This is a genomic window from Nocardia sp. NPDC002869 (assembly GCF_046764065.1).
GTDB lineage: Bacteria > Actinomycetota > Actinomycetes > Mycobacteriales > Mycobacteriaceae > Nocardia > Nocardia rhamnosiphila.
The window spans coordinates 46,994-62,127 of sequence record NZ_JBKOOL010000003.1; the positions used below are offsets into that span (position 1 = coordinate 46,994).

At 72.6% G+C, this 15,134-nt stretch carries 9 protein-coding genes and 1 pseudogene; 5 read left to right on the forward strand and 5 right to left on the reverse strand.

Annotation, left to right across the window (positions count from 1 at the left end):
* Window positions 1–66 precede the first annotated feature (66 nt).
* Window positions 67–3,444: an ATP-dependent helicase gene (locus ACLML9_RS00870; protein WP_411943643.1), complete on the reverse strand. Its 3,378-nt coding sequence runs from the start codon at window positions 3,442–3,444 to the stop codon at window positions 67–69.
* On the reverse strand, window positions 3,441–7,562 hold the full coding sequence (locus tag ACLML9_RS00875) for a PD-(D/E)XK nuclease family protein (protein WP_411943668.1): 4,122 nt from the start codon (window positions 7,560–7,562) through the stop codon (window positions 3,441–3,443). The genes ACLML9_RS00870 and ACLML9_RS00875 overlap by 4 nt, the downstream gene beginning before the upstream one ends.
* Window positions 7,563–7,658: 96 nt before the next feature.
* Between ACLML9_RS00875 and ACLML9_RS00880 the strand changes: the two genes are divergently transcribed.
* Together ACLML9_RS00880 and ACLML9_RS00885 are read left to right on the forward strand one after the other, a co-directional pair.
* Window positions 7,659–8,435: an alpha/beta fold hydrolase gene (locus ACLML9_RS00880; protein WP_411943644.1), complete on the forward strand. Its 777-nt coding sequence runs from the start codon at window positions 7,659–7,661 to the stop codon at window positions 8,433–8,435.
* Window positions 8,435–8,731, forward strand: a complete 297-nt coding sequence (locus tag ACLML9_RS00885; RefSeq protein WP_030523420.1) for an MGMT family protein — start codon at window positions 8,435–8,437, stop codon at window positions 8,729–8,731. Before ACLML9_RS00880 ends, ACLML9_RS00885 begins: the two co-directional genes overlap by 1 nt.
* A 22-nt stretch (window positions 8,732–8,753) precedes the next feature.
* Here ACLML9_RS00885 and ACLML9_RS00890 read toward each other — a convergent pair whose 3' ends face one another.
* A complete protein-coding gene (locus ACLML9_RS00890) occupies window positions 8,754–9,545 on the reverse strand; it encodes an amino acid ABC transporter ATP-binding protein (protein ID WP_411943645.1) in 792 nt (263 codons plus the stop codon).
* Complete coding sequence (locus ACLML9_RS00895) at window positions 9,542–10,999, reverse strand: ABC transporter substrate-binding protein/permease (protein ID WP_411943646.1); 1,458 nt, start codon at window positions 10,997–10,999, stop codon at window positions 9,542–9,544. Before ACLML9_RS00895 ends, ACLML9_RS00890 begins: the two co-directional genes overlap by 4 nt.
* A 199-nt stretch (window positions 11,000–11,198) precedes the next feature.
* Between ACLML9_RS00895 and ACLML9_RS00900 the strand changes: the two genes are divergently transcribed.
* The 3 genes and pseudogenes from ACLML9_RS00900 to ACLML9_RS00910 all read left to right on the forward strand — a co-directional run.
* Entirely contained in the window at window positions 11,199–12,989 is a 1,791-nt protein-coding gene (locus ACLML9_RS00900; protein WP_411943647.1) for an NTP transferase domain-containing protein, read from the forward strand.
* A gap of 383 nt (window positions 12,990–13,372) precedes the next feature.
* Complete coding sequence (locus ACLML9_RS00905) at window positions 13,373–14,056, forward strand: hypothetical protein (RefSeq protein WP_411943648.1); 684 nt, start codon at window positions 13,373–13,375, stop codon at window positions 14,054–14,056.
* Between the two features lie 15 nt (window positions 14,057–14,071).
* Window positions 14,072–14,233, forward strand: a pseudogene (locus ACLML9_RS00910) (DUF6886 family protein); the annotation flags it as partial.
* Window positions 14,234–14,285: 52 nt separating this feature from the next.
* On the opposite strand, the gene ACLML9_RS00915 reads toward ACLML9_RS00910, so the two are convergent.
* Window positions 14,286–15,098, reverse strand: a complete 813-nt coding sequence (locus tag ACLML9_RS00915) for a sirohydrochlorin chelatase (protein ID WP_411943669.1) — start codon at window positions 15,096–15,098, stop codon at window positions 14,286–14,288.
* Window positions 15,099–15,134 lie beyond the last annotated feature (36 nt).

The following is a 15,134-nucleotide window of genomic DNA, read 5'->3' on the forward strand; positions in this document are numbered from 1 at the left end:
AACCGGCGCGGCGTGGGCGGGAGCACAGGTGTGCGGCCGATCCCCCGCAGCCCACGTTCACAACCCCTAGCTCTCGTCCCCGTCCCGGCGGGTCGAATCGGTGAGCAGCGCCACCAGTTCCTCCGGACCCGGTAAGCGCTCGGGCGCCACCGTGCGGCCGCTGCGCACATAGTGGAAGGCGGCGCCGATCCGCTCCAGCATCCGCTGTTCCGTTTCGCCGGTACGCGCCGCCACCAGCCGCGCCCACGCCAGCCGGTAGACCGCCAGCTGCACAGCTACCGCGGCTTCGTCGGCCGGGCCGGGTTCCGCGCCGGTCTTCCAGTCGACGACGGTCCAGCCGCCGCCGGGCTCGGCGAACACCGCGTCCATCCGGCCGCGGATCACCACGCCGGCGATGGTGGTCTCGAACGGCACCTCGATCTCCACCGGGCGGCGCGCCGACCAGGGCGAGGACAGGAACGCGTCCTGCATCCGGGCCAGTTCGGCGTCGGCGGCCGCCCCCGCGTCCGCCGCACCGGGCAGATCGTCGAGGCCGGGCAGCTGATCGGTGGCGAACCAGCGCTGCACCCAGGCGTGGAAGGCGGTGCCGCGGCGGGCCAGCGGATTGGGCGGGTAGGGCAGCGGGCGGCGCAACCGGGCAGCGAGCCGGCCCGGGTCGGCGCGCATCTCGACCAGCGCGGTCGCCGGAAGCTGAGTGGGCAGCTCGACCTCGGCCGCGGCGGCGGCACCGGCGCGGTATTCGGCGAGCAGCGCATCCACATCCGCGATCCAGCCGTCGGGATCGTCGCCGGATTCGGGCGTGTCCGCCCCCGCGGCGAATTCCGCCAGTGCCGCGTGCACCAGCGCGGCGCCCGCTTCGATATCGTCGCGGCGGGCGCCGAGCGGATCGCCGGGCCAGAACGCGGTCACCGGGGCGGCCGCCAGCGGATTCGGTTCGCCGGGTTCGGGATCGGCGGCCCAGCACGCGATCTCGACCCCGCTGCCGGGCTGCTCGGCGGCGGTTTTCACCTCGAGCAGGAATTCCGACGGGCCCTTGGGCTTGTCGCCGGTTTCGGGCCAGTGGTGCGCGGAGACCAGCAGGACGCGCTCGGTCCGGGTGAGCGCGACATAGAACAGCCGGCGGTCCTCGTCGAGCCGGCGCCGCGCGAGCGCTTCCTTGTGTGCGGTGAGGCCGCGCTGCAATTCCGCGCGGTCGGTGACCTCGGACAGATCGAGAACCGGGACACCGTCCGGGGATTCCGCGGTGGCCCGGTCGCCGCGCAGCGAGGTGGGTAGTTCGGCCAGGGCACCGAGCCAGGTGTTCACGCCCCGGGTCGACGGGAACACATCCCGGGTGACGTGCGGTACCGCGACCACCTCCCATTCCAGTCCTTTCGCGGCGTGCACGGTGAGCACCTGGACCCGGTCCGGGGCGACCTCCACTTCGCCGGGTTCCAGACCGTTCTCGACCGATTCGGCGGCGGTGAGGAAAGCGAGCAGACCGCCGAGGGTGGCGCCGGTGTCGTTCGCGAAGCCGGCGACCACTTCGGCGAAGGCGTCCAGATGTTCGCGGCCGGCGCCGGAACCCGCGAGCGCGCGCCGGGCCTGGCTCTCGACACCGACACCGATGGTGCGTTCCACATCGGCGACCAGTTCGGTGAGCGGCTGCGCCGCGCGTTCGCGCAGCATCGCCAGTTCCCGCCCCAGCGCGGTCACCCGCCGGTATCCGGCCGCCGAATACCGGTCCGGCGGACCGGGGTCGGCGATGGCGTCGGCCAGGCCGGCCCGTTCGGCGGGTTCGGGGGCCACCTCGTGCAGGGCCGCGGCCAGGGTGGTGGAGTCGGTGATATCGCCGCCGGGGTCGCGGGTGATGGACAGTTCCCGGGCCCGCCGGGCCAGCGCGGCCAGATCGGCGCTCCCGATCCGCCAGCGGGCACCGGTGAGGATCCGGACCGCGGCGCTGCCGGCGGCGGGGTCGGCGACGAGGCGCAGGGTGGCGACGATATCGGCGACCTCCGGGGTCGACAGCAGGCCGCCCAGACCGACGATCTCGACCGGTAACCCCTGCGCCCGCAACTCTTCGGCGAGTTCGGCGGCATCGGCATTGCGGCGGATCAGGACCGCGGAGGTGGGCGGTGGCCGGTCGGCCGCCCGGGCCTCGGCCCAGCGCGCGGCGATCCGTTCGGCGATCCACCGGCGTTCGCTCGCGACGGTATCGGTGAGCGCGAGCGCGACGACACCCGGTTCCGCACCGGGTTTCGGGCGCAACGGGTCGACGGTGACGCCGCCGCTGTCCCGGGCCGCCGCGCGTAGTGGTTCCACGACCATATTCGCCAGATCGAGCGCCTCGGGCGGGTTGCGCCAGCTGGTGAGCAGCGGCAACACCGGCGCCGGAACACCGGGGGCTACTGGGAAGTCGGTGGTGAAGCGCGGGAGATTGGCGGCCGAGGCGCCGCGCCAGCCGTAAATGGACTGCATGGGGTCGCCGACTGCCGTCACCGCGAGTTCGCGCGGCCGCGCACCACTGGACCGCGGGTCGCGTTGTTCCGGGTAACCGGCGCCGAACAGCGCGGACAGCAGGATGCGCTGGGCGTGGCCGGTGTCCTGGTATTCGTCCAGCAGGACCAGCCGGAAGCGGGCACGTTCGGCGGTGGCGACATCGGGGTGCTCGGCGGCCAAGCGCGCCGCCAGCGACATCTGGGCCCCGAAATCCAGGGCGCCGCGCTGGTGCAGGGTCTCCCGCAACTGCTGGACCAGCGGCAGCAGCGCCATCCGCTCGCGCTGTGCGCGCAGGATCGACAGCAGGTTCTTGTTCGGCCCGCCGCGCTGCCGCGGACCGGGCGGCAGCGTGTGCACGAGTTTCTCGAGTTCGGTGTGCGCCTCGGCGAGTTCTTCCGGTTCCACCAGATGTTCGGCCAGCTGCCCGGACAGCGCGAGTACCGCCTCGGTGACCGTCAGCGGGGAACGGTCGGTATCGAGGTCGCCGTCCCAGCCGCGCACCACCTGATGGGCGAGCTGCCACAGCTGCGTTTCGGTGAGCAGTGCCGCCGACGGCTCCACCGGCAGCAGCAGGCCGTGTTCGCTCAGCAGCCGGCCGGCATAGGAGTGGTAGGTACTGATCTCGGGTTCGGCACCGGCCAGGGTCGCGCGCAGTTCGCCGGAGGGGTCGAGATCGCGCAGCAACCGGGCCCCGGCCAGCCGGGCCAGCCGGGTGCGAATCCGGGCGGTGAGCTGCTGGGCCGCCTTGCGGGTGAAGGTCAGCCCGAGCACCTCCTCCGGCGTGACCAGCCGGTTGGCCACCATCCAGACCACCCGGGCCGCCATCGTTTCGGTTTTGCCCGCACCCGCACCGGCCACCACCAGCGCCGGACCGGACGGTGCGGCGATCACCGCGGCCTGTTCCGCGGTCGGCGGAGGGAGCCCGAGTGCGTCGGCCAGCTGTCCCGGCGAGACCCGGGCGCTCACTCGTCGGTCACCTGGCGCCCGGCATCCTGCACCGGGCAACTGTTCTTCACGGCGCAGTGCCGGCAGCCCTCGTTACGGATCGCCAGGAAACCGGGGCCCTCGGTGCTCGCGGCCGCGGCGTGGATGGTCTCGCGCCAGGTCTCCAGCGCTTCGGCGTCCAGCGCGGGCTGGACCCGCTCCTTCGCCACCCCGCCGGCCGCCGGCAATCCGACGTACACCAGTCGTGCGCCGCCGGGTTCGGGATCACCGGCGCTCTCCTCCAGGGCGCCCGCGGCGGCGGCGACCTGGTAGGTCGCCAACTGGGCGTGCTGGGCGGCGTCGGCTTCGCTGACCGGATTCTTCCCCGTCTTCACATCGATGATGACGAAACGGCCCGTGGCGTCCCGTTCCAGCCGGTCGATGCGGCCGCGGATGCGGACCTCGGGCGCATCGTCGCCGGGAGCGGGCAGCACACAGTCGACCGGCACCTCGATCCCGGCCTGGGTGAGTTCACCGCGGGTGGTGCGCACCCAGGCGACGAAAGCATCCAGCATGGCCTCGGTGCGGCGCAGTTCCTGCCGGGAGTACCAGCTGGTCTCGGGGTCGATACCGGACCAGCTCCGGGCGAGTTCGGCACGCACCTGATCCAGCGGCACCCGGCCGGCCAGTGCCTGGACCAGGGTATGCACCAGGGTTCCCTTGACCGCGTGGGGATTTTCGCCGTCGGACCCGCCGTTGCGTTCCAGCGCCCACCGCAGCGGACAGGTCCGCAGCAGCTCCACCGTCGAGGGCGACAGCGCGATCGGGGCGTCGTCGTCCCACAGCGTCTCGGTGGAGCTGAGTCCGGGGACCCCGTACCAGTCGTCGGGCGCGGTACCGGGAATCCCGGCCAGCGCGAGCCGGGCCAGTTGCCGGGCGGCGCGGCGGCGGCGTTCGTCCCCGGCGCCGGGATCGCAGACCACCGCCCGTAGTTCGGCGATCAGCGCGTGCAGGGCGAGTACCCGGCCGGGTTCGGCGACCGGAAGCGCACCCGGCTCCCCGCCGGTATCACCGCCGAGCAATTCGGCCAGGAACCGGGAAGGCACCAGATCACGTTCGCCGGTCACCGATTCCACCGCCGTCACCAGCAGCGACCGGCGGGCCCGGCTGCACGCGACGAACAGCAGCCGGCGCTCCTCGGCCAGGACCGGCGCGGCGCGGCTGACCCGTTCGGTGATACCGGCGACCTCGTCCACCAGATCCTCGGTGTGCAGCAGTGTCCCGCGCGGCCGGGGGTCCGGCCAGATCCCCTCCTGCACTCCGGCGACCGCGACGACCTCCCACTCCCGGCCGGCCGCCGCGTGGGCGCTCAGGAGATCCACCGCCTCCTCCCGCTGCGTCCGCACCGCCCGGTCCTGCGGGATCTGCTGCTGGAGCAGGTATTCGACGAAGCCCTCGATGGTCGCACCCGGTAGGCGGTCGGTGTAGGCGGCCGCGGCGTCGAACAGCGCGACGGCGGCGTCGAGATCGCGGTCGGCCTGCATACCCGCCGCTCCCCCGCGCCGGGACTGCGCCAGCCAGCGCCGCTCCAGCCGCGACCCGGTCCACAACGCCCACAGCACGTCCTCGAGGCCGCCGCCCTCGCGCCGGACCCGGCGGGCGCGGTCCAGTGCCCGGGCCGCCCGTTCGAGCGGGGCGATCTCGACCTCGGTGAGGCCGGCGACGAGCCGGTCGTCGCCCGAGCCGAGCAGCAGCTCCCGCAGCACCTCCACCGAAGGCCGGTCCGGGGCGGAGCCGCGCGGGCCCGATCGCCGGGGGTCGGTATCCGTTCCGTCGGCCGGGGTCCGCGGATCGGTTCGGGGGGCTTCGGATTCGTCGACAGTCCCGCCCGGTGCCGTCCCGGTTGTACCGATGGCCCCATCGGGCTCCTCGCCGTCATCGGGGTACGGCTCCGGCGGGAAATTCTCTTCGTCCACCGGAGGTTCCGGTGGGAGACCGTCCCATGGGTCGTCACCGAAGCTCTCCTCGTCGATCCCGTACCAGTCCGCGTCGGCCCGGTACCGACCGACATCGGCGAAGAGATCTCGGAGTGGGAGCCCGTCGAGGGGATCCTCGGCCCGGTAGGTGTCGAAGACGGGCGGTTCGCGCATCGGCTCGGGCGGGAAGTCCGGTGACGCGGCGAAGTCCGGGTCGGCTGTGCGCGCAGGGTCGGAGTCCGGGATGTGGGCGAGGTCCGGTCCAGAGGCACCGGCAAGACCCGGCCCCGAAACGTCGGCAAGGCCCGGCCCCGAAGCGTCGGCAAGGCCCGGCCCCGAAGCGTCGGCAAGGTTCGGGCCCGGCGTGGCGTCGTGGTCCGAATCCGGGGCACCGGCAATGTCCGGGCCCGGCGCGGCGGCAGTGTCCGGATCAGGCGCACCGGCAGAGTCCGGCCCCGGTGCCGCGGCGGGATTCGGGGTGCGGGCGAGTTCCACCGCGGCGCGGCGGATACCGCGACGCAGGCGCCGCAGGCTGATCGCATCGGCTCCGCCCAACGGTCCGGCCAGGAGGTCGAGCGCCTCGTCGGGACCGAACAGGGATTCGGTGGACCCGGTGCCGCGTCGTGTGGCCTCGGCGGCGAGGACGGCCCGCAGCGCCAGCAGCATCCAGGCGGCACCGCGGCGACGGGCCAGCGGGATATCGTTCGCGGGTTGCGCGATCGGCACCCCGGCCGCCAGCAGGGCCCGGCGCAGCGGCGGCAGCAGCAGTGGCACCGAGCGCACGATCACCGCCATCTGTGACCAGGGCACGCCCTCGGTGAGATGCGCGCGGCGCAGATGGTCGGCGATCAGTGACGCTTCCTTGGCGGGGCTGCCGAGTACCCGCACCCGAACCTCGGCCGGAACCGGCGGTTCGGCGCCGGTATCCGGGGGCAGCTCCCCGCGTTCCGCGGGACCGAGGTCGGCCCGGGTGGTGCGATGCGGGACGCGCCCGGGTAGCCGCGACGCGATCCGGGCGGTGGCGGTGGTGATCGCCGGACCGGACCGGTGGTTGTCGTAGAGGACGATGCGCCGCCCCGGCGGGGAGTCCTCGGTGAGGAACCGCGAATCGGCGCCGCGGAAGGTGTATACGGCCTGGTCGGGATCACCGGCGATCATCGTGGTCCCGGCCCCGGCCGCCAGCACCCGCACCAGCAGCGCCGCCTGCGGGTCCAGGTGCTGGGCGTCATCGACCAGCAGACAGCGCAACCGGGCCCGTTCGGCCGCCAGCAGTTCGGGATCTCCGGCCAATGCGTCCAGGGCGGCGCCGACGAGTTCGGCCGCATTCAGGGCGGGCGCCGACGCCTCGGGCGCGGCCACCCCGACCGACCAGCGCAGCAGCATCGCCTGTTCGTAGCGGGCCGCGAAATCGCCGGCCGCGATCCAGTCGGGACGGTCCCGGCGCCGGCCGAGATCGATCAGATCCTCCGGGCCCAGACCGCGTTCGGTGGCCCGCAGCATGAGATCGCGCAGCTCGTCGGCGAACCCGGTGAGACCCAGGGCGGGCTGTAACCGCCGCGGCCACAGGTCACCGGCTCCGGCGGCGATATCGGCCATATCGCCGCGCAACATCTCGCGCAGCACGGCGTCCTGTTCGGCACCGGTGAGCAGCCGCGGCGGCGGATTCCCGTGCCGGGCGGCCTGCCGGCGCAGAACCCCGAAGGCGTAGGAGTGGATCGTGCGGGCCAGCGGCTCCCGGGTCGCGCCGGCGACGCCGGGCACCGCGGACGGCGGGCGAACCGGCTCGGCGAGCGCGAACAGCGGGTCGGCCGCCGGCTCGGCGGCGCGTGCCGCTCCCCCCGCGGACGCAGCGGCCGCGACTACGGGGGCGCATATCGGCCAGTTGTCCAGCCGTTCGGTGAGCGCGTCCCGGGCGGCCGCCGCCGCCTGTTTGGAATGGGTGAGCAGTAGCACCGATTCCGGATCCGCACCCGTCGCGATCCGCGTCGCGGCCACATCGATCAGCAGAGCGGTCTTCCCGGTGCCGGGGCCCCCGAGCACCCGCCAGATCCGGTTCGGGTCCGGTTGCGCGGCGGTAGCGGACGGCGGGGCGGCGAACAGCGCGCCGACATCGGCTCCCCAGGTCCGAGCCCGGGGAGCCGCCGTCTTCCGGCGCACCAGCCGCACCGGCTTATCCGAACGCACCACGACGGCTATTGCAACAGACGGGGCCGACACCGCCGATACCACGTCGGCACCGCACCCGCCGCGATGTCGGAGCGCTCGGATAAGAATGTCATTGTGTCCACACTGCATGTTCACCGTTTCGGCCCGGCGGCCGGCCCGGTGCTGCTGGCCCTGCACGGCCTGACCGGCCACGGGAAACGCTGGGAGGCGCTGGCCACCGAGTTCCTGCCCGATATCCGGGTGATCGCCCCCGACCTGCGCGGACACGGCCGTTCCACCGCACTGCCGCCCTGGGACCTCGAAACGATCGTCGCCGATCTGGTGGCGCTGATCACCGCCGAAACCGCGGAGCCGGTGGTGGTGGCCGCCCACTCCTTCGGCGGGGCGTGCGCATTGCATCTGGCGCGGCGGCACCCGGAGCTGGTCCGCGGACTGGTACTGCTCGATCCGGCCGTCGCATTGGATCCGGCGTGGTTGCACGAGATCGCCGAGGCCACTCTCGGCTCGCCCGATTACACCGATGCGGACGAAGCCCGGATGGACAAACTGGCGACGGGCTGGGGCGCGGTCGCGCCGGAGCTGCTGCGCGCCGAACTCGACGAGCACCTGATGCCCGCCGCGGCCGGCCGGATGCGCTGGCGGGTGGATACGGCGGCACTCATCGCGTATTGGGGTCAGCTCGCGCGTGACCTGGTACTTCCCGAGCCCGGTCTGCCCACCGCGCTGGTCCGGGCCACGAAGGTGGATCCGCCGTTCGTCACGCCGGAACTCCGCGCCGCACTGGCCGACCGGCTCGGCGAGGCACTGACGGCGCACGAATGGAATTGCGAGCATATGGTCGCCCAGATCCTGCCGCGCGAGACGGCGGCGCTGATCCGGGCCGCGTTCTGATGGTCACCAGCGACGAACAGATCGAACGCGTCCGCGAACTGGTCGCGGCGATTCCGCCGGGCCGGGTCGCGACCTACGGCGATATCGCCGCGGCGGCCGGACTGTCGACCCCGCGGACCGTGGGCTGGATCATGCGCACCGATGCCGCCGATCTGCCCTGGCACCGGGTGCTGGGCGCCTCGGGCAGACCGGCCGCCCACCTCGCCGATCGGCAGCTGCGGCTGCTCGCGGCCGAGGGCGTGGCCGTGACCGACGGCCGGGTCACGCTGCGTACCGCCCGTCACCGGTTCGACTGAACCGCATGCGGCGGCGGGCCGGTCAGCCGGGTTCGAGCACGCGTTGCAGGAAACGCCGCGTCCGCTCTTCCCGTGGCGCGCCGATCACCTGGTCCGCCGGGCCCCGCTCGACGATGACGCCGTCGTCGAGGAACAGGACCTGATCGGCCACCTGCCGCGCGAACCGGATCTCGTGGGTGACGATCACCATCGTCCAGTCCTGGGCGGCCAGGTCCTTGATCACCGCCAGCACCTCACCGACCAGTTCGGGATCCAGCGCCGAGGTCGGCTCGTCGAACAGCACCACCCGCGGTTTCAACGCGAGGGCCCGCGCGATCCCGACCCGCTGCTGCTGGCCTCCCGAGAGCTGGAACGGGTAGGCCTCCGCACGGTCGGCCAAACCCACCTGCGCCAACAGGGTCCGTGCCTCGGCGACCGCTTCTTCCCGGGGCCGCCGCTGGGCGACGACGGGACCTTCGACGATGTTCTCCAGCACCGTGCGGTGCGGGAAGAGATTGTGCGACTGGAAGACCATTCCGCTCTGGGCACGCAACCGGCTCGCCTCCCGGCGCCCCGCCCGGCCGCGCGGCAGCCGGGCGAAGTCGATCTCCACATCGTCGATGCCGACCACTCCCCGCTCCGGCGTGTCCAGCACGTTCAGTGAGCGCAGCACCGTGGTCTTACCCGACCCCGAGGGACCCAGCAGGACGGTCGCGGTCCCTCGCCGGGACTCGAAGTCGATACCGCGCAGCACCTGCCGGTCGCCGAAGGACTTCGCCAGGCCACGCACCCGGATCCGGGCGGGCTCGGTGTTCTGGTCGGTGCTGTCGGTCATCTGGCCACATACCTGTCGAGTCGGGTCTCCAGTCGTTTCTGACCGGCGGAAAGGGCCACGCAGATCACCCAGTAGTACAGCGCGGCGAACGTGTAGAGCGCGAGGAACTCATTGCTCTCGGCCGCCGCGAGCTGAGCTTCCCGGAACAGTTCGGTCAGCAGCACCACCGAGCCCAGGGAGGTGTCCTTGAGCAGTGAGAGCAAGGTGTTGGACAGCGGCGGCACCGCGGTCCTGGTCGCCTGTGGAAGGACGATGCGGCGCAGTGTCTGCGCGTAACCGAGGCCGACGGTGGCTGCCGCCTCGAACTGCCCCTTCGGCACGGACAGGATCGCCGACCGGATCACCTCGGCCGCATAGCCGGCCACATTGAGACTGAACGCGATCACGGCCGCGAGGAACGGATCGAACGTCAACCCGATCTGGGGCAGCCCGTAGAAGACGATGAACAGCTGCACCAGCAGCGGTGTACCGCGAATGATCGAGATGAACGCGCGGGCCGGTCCGGCCAGGACCCGGTAGGAGGAGATCCGCGCGAGCGCGACCAGCAGTGCGAGCACCAGCCCGATCGCGAAACTCAGCGCGGTCAGCGGGATCGTCACCTTCGCCAGCCCGACGAACATCGGCCACGCCGCCCCGCGCAGCACTTCCCAGGTGTCGCGGTGGCCGCGCCCCTCGGACAGGTCGGCGCTGCCGCCGTCGGGTACCGACACATCGGCCCGGAAGTATTTCTGCGAGATGGCGGTGAGCGTCCCGTCGGCGGCCAGCGCCGCGATCGCCCGGTTCGCCTGGTCGAGCAGTGCCGAGTCGTCCTTGCGGAAGGCGAGGACCTGTTCGCTGGTCTCCGCACCGGCGTCACCGACGATCTCGATATCCGTGGACCCGGTGCCGGCCAGGTAGTCGAGCACGGCGATGTTGTCGTTGACGATCGCGTCGACCCGGCCCTGGGTGAGCAGCGCGGCCGCCTGCGTGAACCCTTCGACCGTTTCGACGTCGGCACCCGCGTCGCGCGCCACCCGGGCCCAGTTGCTGGTGCTCGACTGCGCGGTGGTCCGGCCGGCCAGATCGTCCAGCGTCCGGATGCGCTCGTCGCCGGTGCGCCGGACGATCACACCGTGGGAGTAGGTGTAGGTATCGGACAGGCCGTATTTCGCCCGGCGCTCGTCGTTGACCGAGACCTGGTTGGCGATGACGTCGATCCGGCCGGAGTCCAGGGCGGGAAAAATCGCGTCCCATTGGGTCTCGACGAATTGGAGGTCCCAGCCGGCCCGGCCGGCGATCGCCTCGATCACCTCGATGTCGTAACCGGTCAGCTGCCGGCTGCCCGGATCGTGGAACGAGAACGGCGGATAGGTGCCCTCGGTGCCGACCCGGACCACCGGCCGGTCCGGGTCCTGCGCCGGGGCCACGCCCACCTGCGTGGCCCCGGCGAGCACCAGCAGCAGGGACAGCACCATCCCCCTGAGCATTCGTCGCATCGGCGACCCCCTCATTTCGGACGGAACCGGAATCCGGTCCTCGGGAGGGAGAGTAGTGCGCACCGGGGTCCGGCGCCGGGCGGACCGGCGACGCGGAGTGGTCCTCATCGGCCCGGAAAACCCGGCGGTCGGCCCCGCCGGAATGCCCATCGTCCCAGACGGTGAATAGCATGACCGTATGCCGAATTCTCTGCCGGCCCCGGACGTGATCGTGCTCGCCGGGGGGCGGGCCAGCCGGATGGGCGGCGTCGACAAACCGGGCCTCGTGGTCGGCGGGCGGTCCATGCTGCAGACGGCATTGACCGCGGTGGCCTCCCTCGGGCGGACGGTGGTGGTCGGGCCGCCGCGCCCGGAGCTCGCCGCGCATATCGTGCAGACCCGGGAGCCGGAGCCCGGCTCGGGCCCGGTCGCGGCGGTCGCGGCGGGCCTGGCCGTGCTCGGTGCCGAACCCGCGCCCCGGATCGTCGTCCTCGCCGCGGACCTCCCGTTCCTGACCGAGGCGGCGATCGGTGAATTGGTGCGGCAGAGTGCCGATTTCGACGCGGTCTTCGCCGCCGACCCGTCCGGACGCCCCCAGTATCTGATCGGTGTATGGCGGACCGAACCGCTCGCGGCTCGGCTCGCCGAACTCGACAGCGTACTCAACCAGCCGATGAAAGCCCTGGTCCCGCGCCGCACGAATATCGTGGAACTGCCCGGGGTCGACGACTGCGATACTCCCGGCGAGATCGCCGCCGCCCGCAGCGCACTCGGCGACCGGGACACCGGCGATTCCGCACCCGCCGCTCCCCGGGCCGCCACCGCGGCGGTATCACTCGACCGGGCCCGGGAGCTGTTGCGTACCGGCCTGTCCCGGCTGCCCGAACGCGAGGCGGATCTGCCCGCGGTGCGCGGGGCCGCCCTGGCCGCACCGATCACCGCCGCCGAGGCCCTGCCCCGCTTCGATGTCTCGGCCATGGACGGGTACGCCGTCGCCGGGGACGGCCCGTGGGAGCTGCGCGCCGATATCGGTTTCGCCGGCGGGCAGCGACCCGACGGGCTGCGCCCGGGCGAAGCGGTGCGGATCGCCACCGGCGCCCAGGTCCCGGAGGGCACCACCCGGGTACTACGCGACGAATTCGCCCGGATCAGCGGCGACCGCGCCTTGCACCGGCTCCCGGAGACCCCGTTGCGCTCCGATACCCGCCGGCGCGGCGAGGACCGCACTCCCGGCGACGAGATCGCACCGGCCGGCACCGCGGTGACGCCCGCGCTCGTCGCGGCCGCCGCGGCCGTCGAGGTCACCACCGCCACGGTCCGCGGCCCGGTGCGCGCTCGTATCGTCATGACCGGCGACGAGATCCGCAGCAGCGGTCCCCTGCAGGCCGGGCAGACCCGTGATTCGATCGGCCCGATCCTGCCCGATCTGCTCGCCGCCCACGGCGTCCCGGTGCTCGACCGGGTGCATCTGCGCGATACCGCCCACGGTTTCGACCAGGTGCTGACCACCGCGGCCGACTGCGACCTCCTGGTCGTGGTCGGGGCCACCGGCGGCGGCGCGGCCGATCAGCTACGCGGCGCCCTCGACCGCTGCGGGGCCCGTTTCCTGGTTTCCCGGCTGGCCCTGCGTCCGGGCGGGTCCACTGTCGTCGCCGAACTCACCTCCACCACAACGGTTCTCGGACTTCCCGGCAACCCCTACGCGGCGATCGCGACCCTGCTCGCCCTGGTATCCGCGATCGTCGGCGGCCGTACCGGCGCCCCCGCACCCCGCCGGGCCCGCGGACCGCTGCGCAACGCGGGCGAGATCTCCGGCCCGGTGGCGCGGATCGTGCCCGCCCGGTACGCGACTCGGCCCGGCGGCGGCTGGGTGGGCGATCCGGCGATCCGCACCGCCCATCTCGGCGGTCTCATCGACCGCGACGGCCTGGTCATCGTGCCCGCGGGGGCCCGCGACGACGACCACGTCGAGTTCATCCCCCTGGTATAGGGGGCGCGCCCGCACCGGCCGGAGGTGGTCAGCTCCAGCGGTCCGGCGTGACCGGTGGTCCCAGGCACGGGCGTAGCGGCGTGTGTCCGGCCCCGCGACCTCCTTGCTGGACAGCGACGGTGAAATTTCGGAAATCGCCGCTTCTCCAGCGGTTTACATTTGTTTACACATGCGGGAGTGGCCGCCGTCACCCGCACTCCACCGGTCCGGCGTATCCGGATCCGCACTTCCACCGGCTGGGAAGAGCCGCAGCGGGCAGAGTGGCGCCCGATCGTCTACGCTTACTGCCCGATCCGACCGCGTCGGCGGTCGCTCGAGCAAATTCGAGGTACGTGATGTTCAGCGTTTTCCGGCGGCGGAGCCGGCGTCCCCTATCCGTCACCGTGTGCGCAGTAGTCGCTGCCTTCGGTACGGCGCTGTTCCCCGGCACCGCGGTGGCCGCGCCCACCGCGGCCGCACCCACCGTGACGGTGTACCCGGGTATGGAGATCCGGCACACCGAGATAGCCGACGGCAAGGCAGTCACCACTCGCTGCACCGTGGGACTCACCGGTTCGATCGGCTCGGCCCAGTACGCGGTGACCGCCGGCCACTGCTACAACCAGGGAATCGTCACCGATAAAGTCGGTAACCCGATCGGCTGGTTCGAAACCCATCGCCCGGACGAGGGCCTGAAGTTCGGTTTCGGATTGATCCGCCTGTACGACGGGATCGGCGTCGCCGCGTCCATGGGACGCTTCGGGCTGTCCACAGTGGATTTGAAACCGCAGCTGGGACAGGAGGTCTGCAAGATCGGCGCAACCACCGGCTGGACGTGCGGATCGATCACCGAGGCCAACGAGGAGTGGCTCTACGCCACCAACGCGCTCGGCGCCGAGGCCGGCGATTCCGGTGCGGTGGTGTACCGCCAGACCGCCGACGGGCACGCCGCGTTCGTCGGGATCCTGGTGGCCTACGACGACGCCCAGGGCCACAGCGCGGTCGTGGAACCGGCCGCACTGTTGTTCGACCAGATCGACCGGTACGGCCCGACCCGTAAGGACCGGTTCGTCTGGTACCGGGTCTGATTCTCCACCGAAGCAGTCGAACCACTCGCTCCGCCGGACCCGGTCGGCGACCTCCTCCCACTGCACGAGGAAGCCGGCATCCAGCTGCGGGTACTACCCGAACCGGCGCCTTTCTGGCAGGCGCTGACCGCCGGCACCCTGGGTTTCAGCGGCCTCCGGTTGCGCCACGCACGCTGACGGATCCGGCGGCCGCGATTCCGGCGAACGGCGCGGGGTCGCGGCGAAGTGGTCAGCGCACTCGCTGCCGGTCCGCGTCCCGGACCGCGCTGCGGTAGCGGTCCGCGATCAACCGGACCACGGCCGGATGGACTCCGATCGGCTCGGCCACCCCGGTCGCACCCGCCTGGTGCAGCCGCTCGTGGAACAGCCCGTGCGCGAGGAGATAGGAGGCGATGAACACCCGCTCCCGCCCGGCCTCGCGCAACTGCGCCACGACTTCGGGAACGCGGGGCGCCCCGGTGGCGACGTAGGCGGTGCGCACCGGACTCGCGAGCTGTGCGGTGAGCATGGCGGCGGCGCGGCGCACATCGGCGCGGGCGCGCGCATCCGAGGATCCCGCGGCCGCCAAGACCACGGCGTCGCCGGGCCGCCAACCGGCCGCCCGCAGCCGTACGGCCATGATGCGCGCCAGTGCGGGGTCGGGACCCATCGCCGCGGTGACCGTCACCGCGGGATGGCCGCTGTCGGAGACCCCGCGGGGTACGTCCTGGTAGACGTGATATCCGGAGGCCAGAAAGGCCGGCACCACCACGACCGGAACGGAATCACCGGCCACCACGGCCCGGGTCGCCAGATCCCGCAGCACCTCGGCGGGCGAGGGCCCGAGCACATCGACGAACGCCGTACGCACGGCCGGATTCGCGCAGTCGTCCACGGCCGGCCCCGCTGTCCGCTCGGGCGTACAACCGCAGTTCGAGTAGCCGGGCGCGGCCGCGCGCCGGCCGGCGGAACCGGACGCGCCGGAGTGATCGCACCGGGCCTCCGGGGTGCCGGGCCGCCGGTCCAGTTCAAGCCCGACCGCTTCGGCCAGCGCGGCGATCATCTGCACGCCCTTCGCATTGCGGGTGCCGTGCGCTAC

Coding starts and splice junctions, on each gene's coding strand:
- ACLML9_RS00890 (WP_411943645.1), bottom strand. CDS start 9,545: ATGACCGACAGCACCGACCAGAACACCGAGCCCGCCCGGATCCGGGTG.
- ACLML9_RS00900 (WP_411943647.1), top strand. CDS start 11,199: ATGCCGAATTCTCTGCCGGCCCCGGACGTGATCGTGCTCGCCGGGGGG.
- ACLML9_RS00895 (WP_411943646.1), bottom strand. CDS start 10,999: ATGGTGCTGTCCCTGCTGCTGGTGCTCGCCGGGGCCACGCAGGTGGGC.
- ACLML9_RS00915 (WP_411943669.1), bottom strand. CDS start 15,098: ATGATCGCCGCGCTGGCCGAAGCGGTCGGGCTTGAACTGGACCGGCGG.
- ACLML9_RS00885 (WP_030523420.1), top strand. CDS start 8,435: ATGGTCACCAGCGACGAACAGATCGAACGCGTCCGCGAACTGGTCGCG.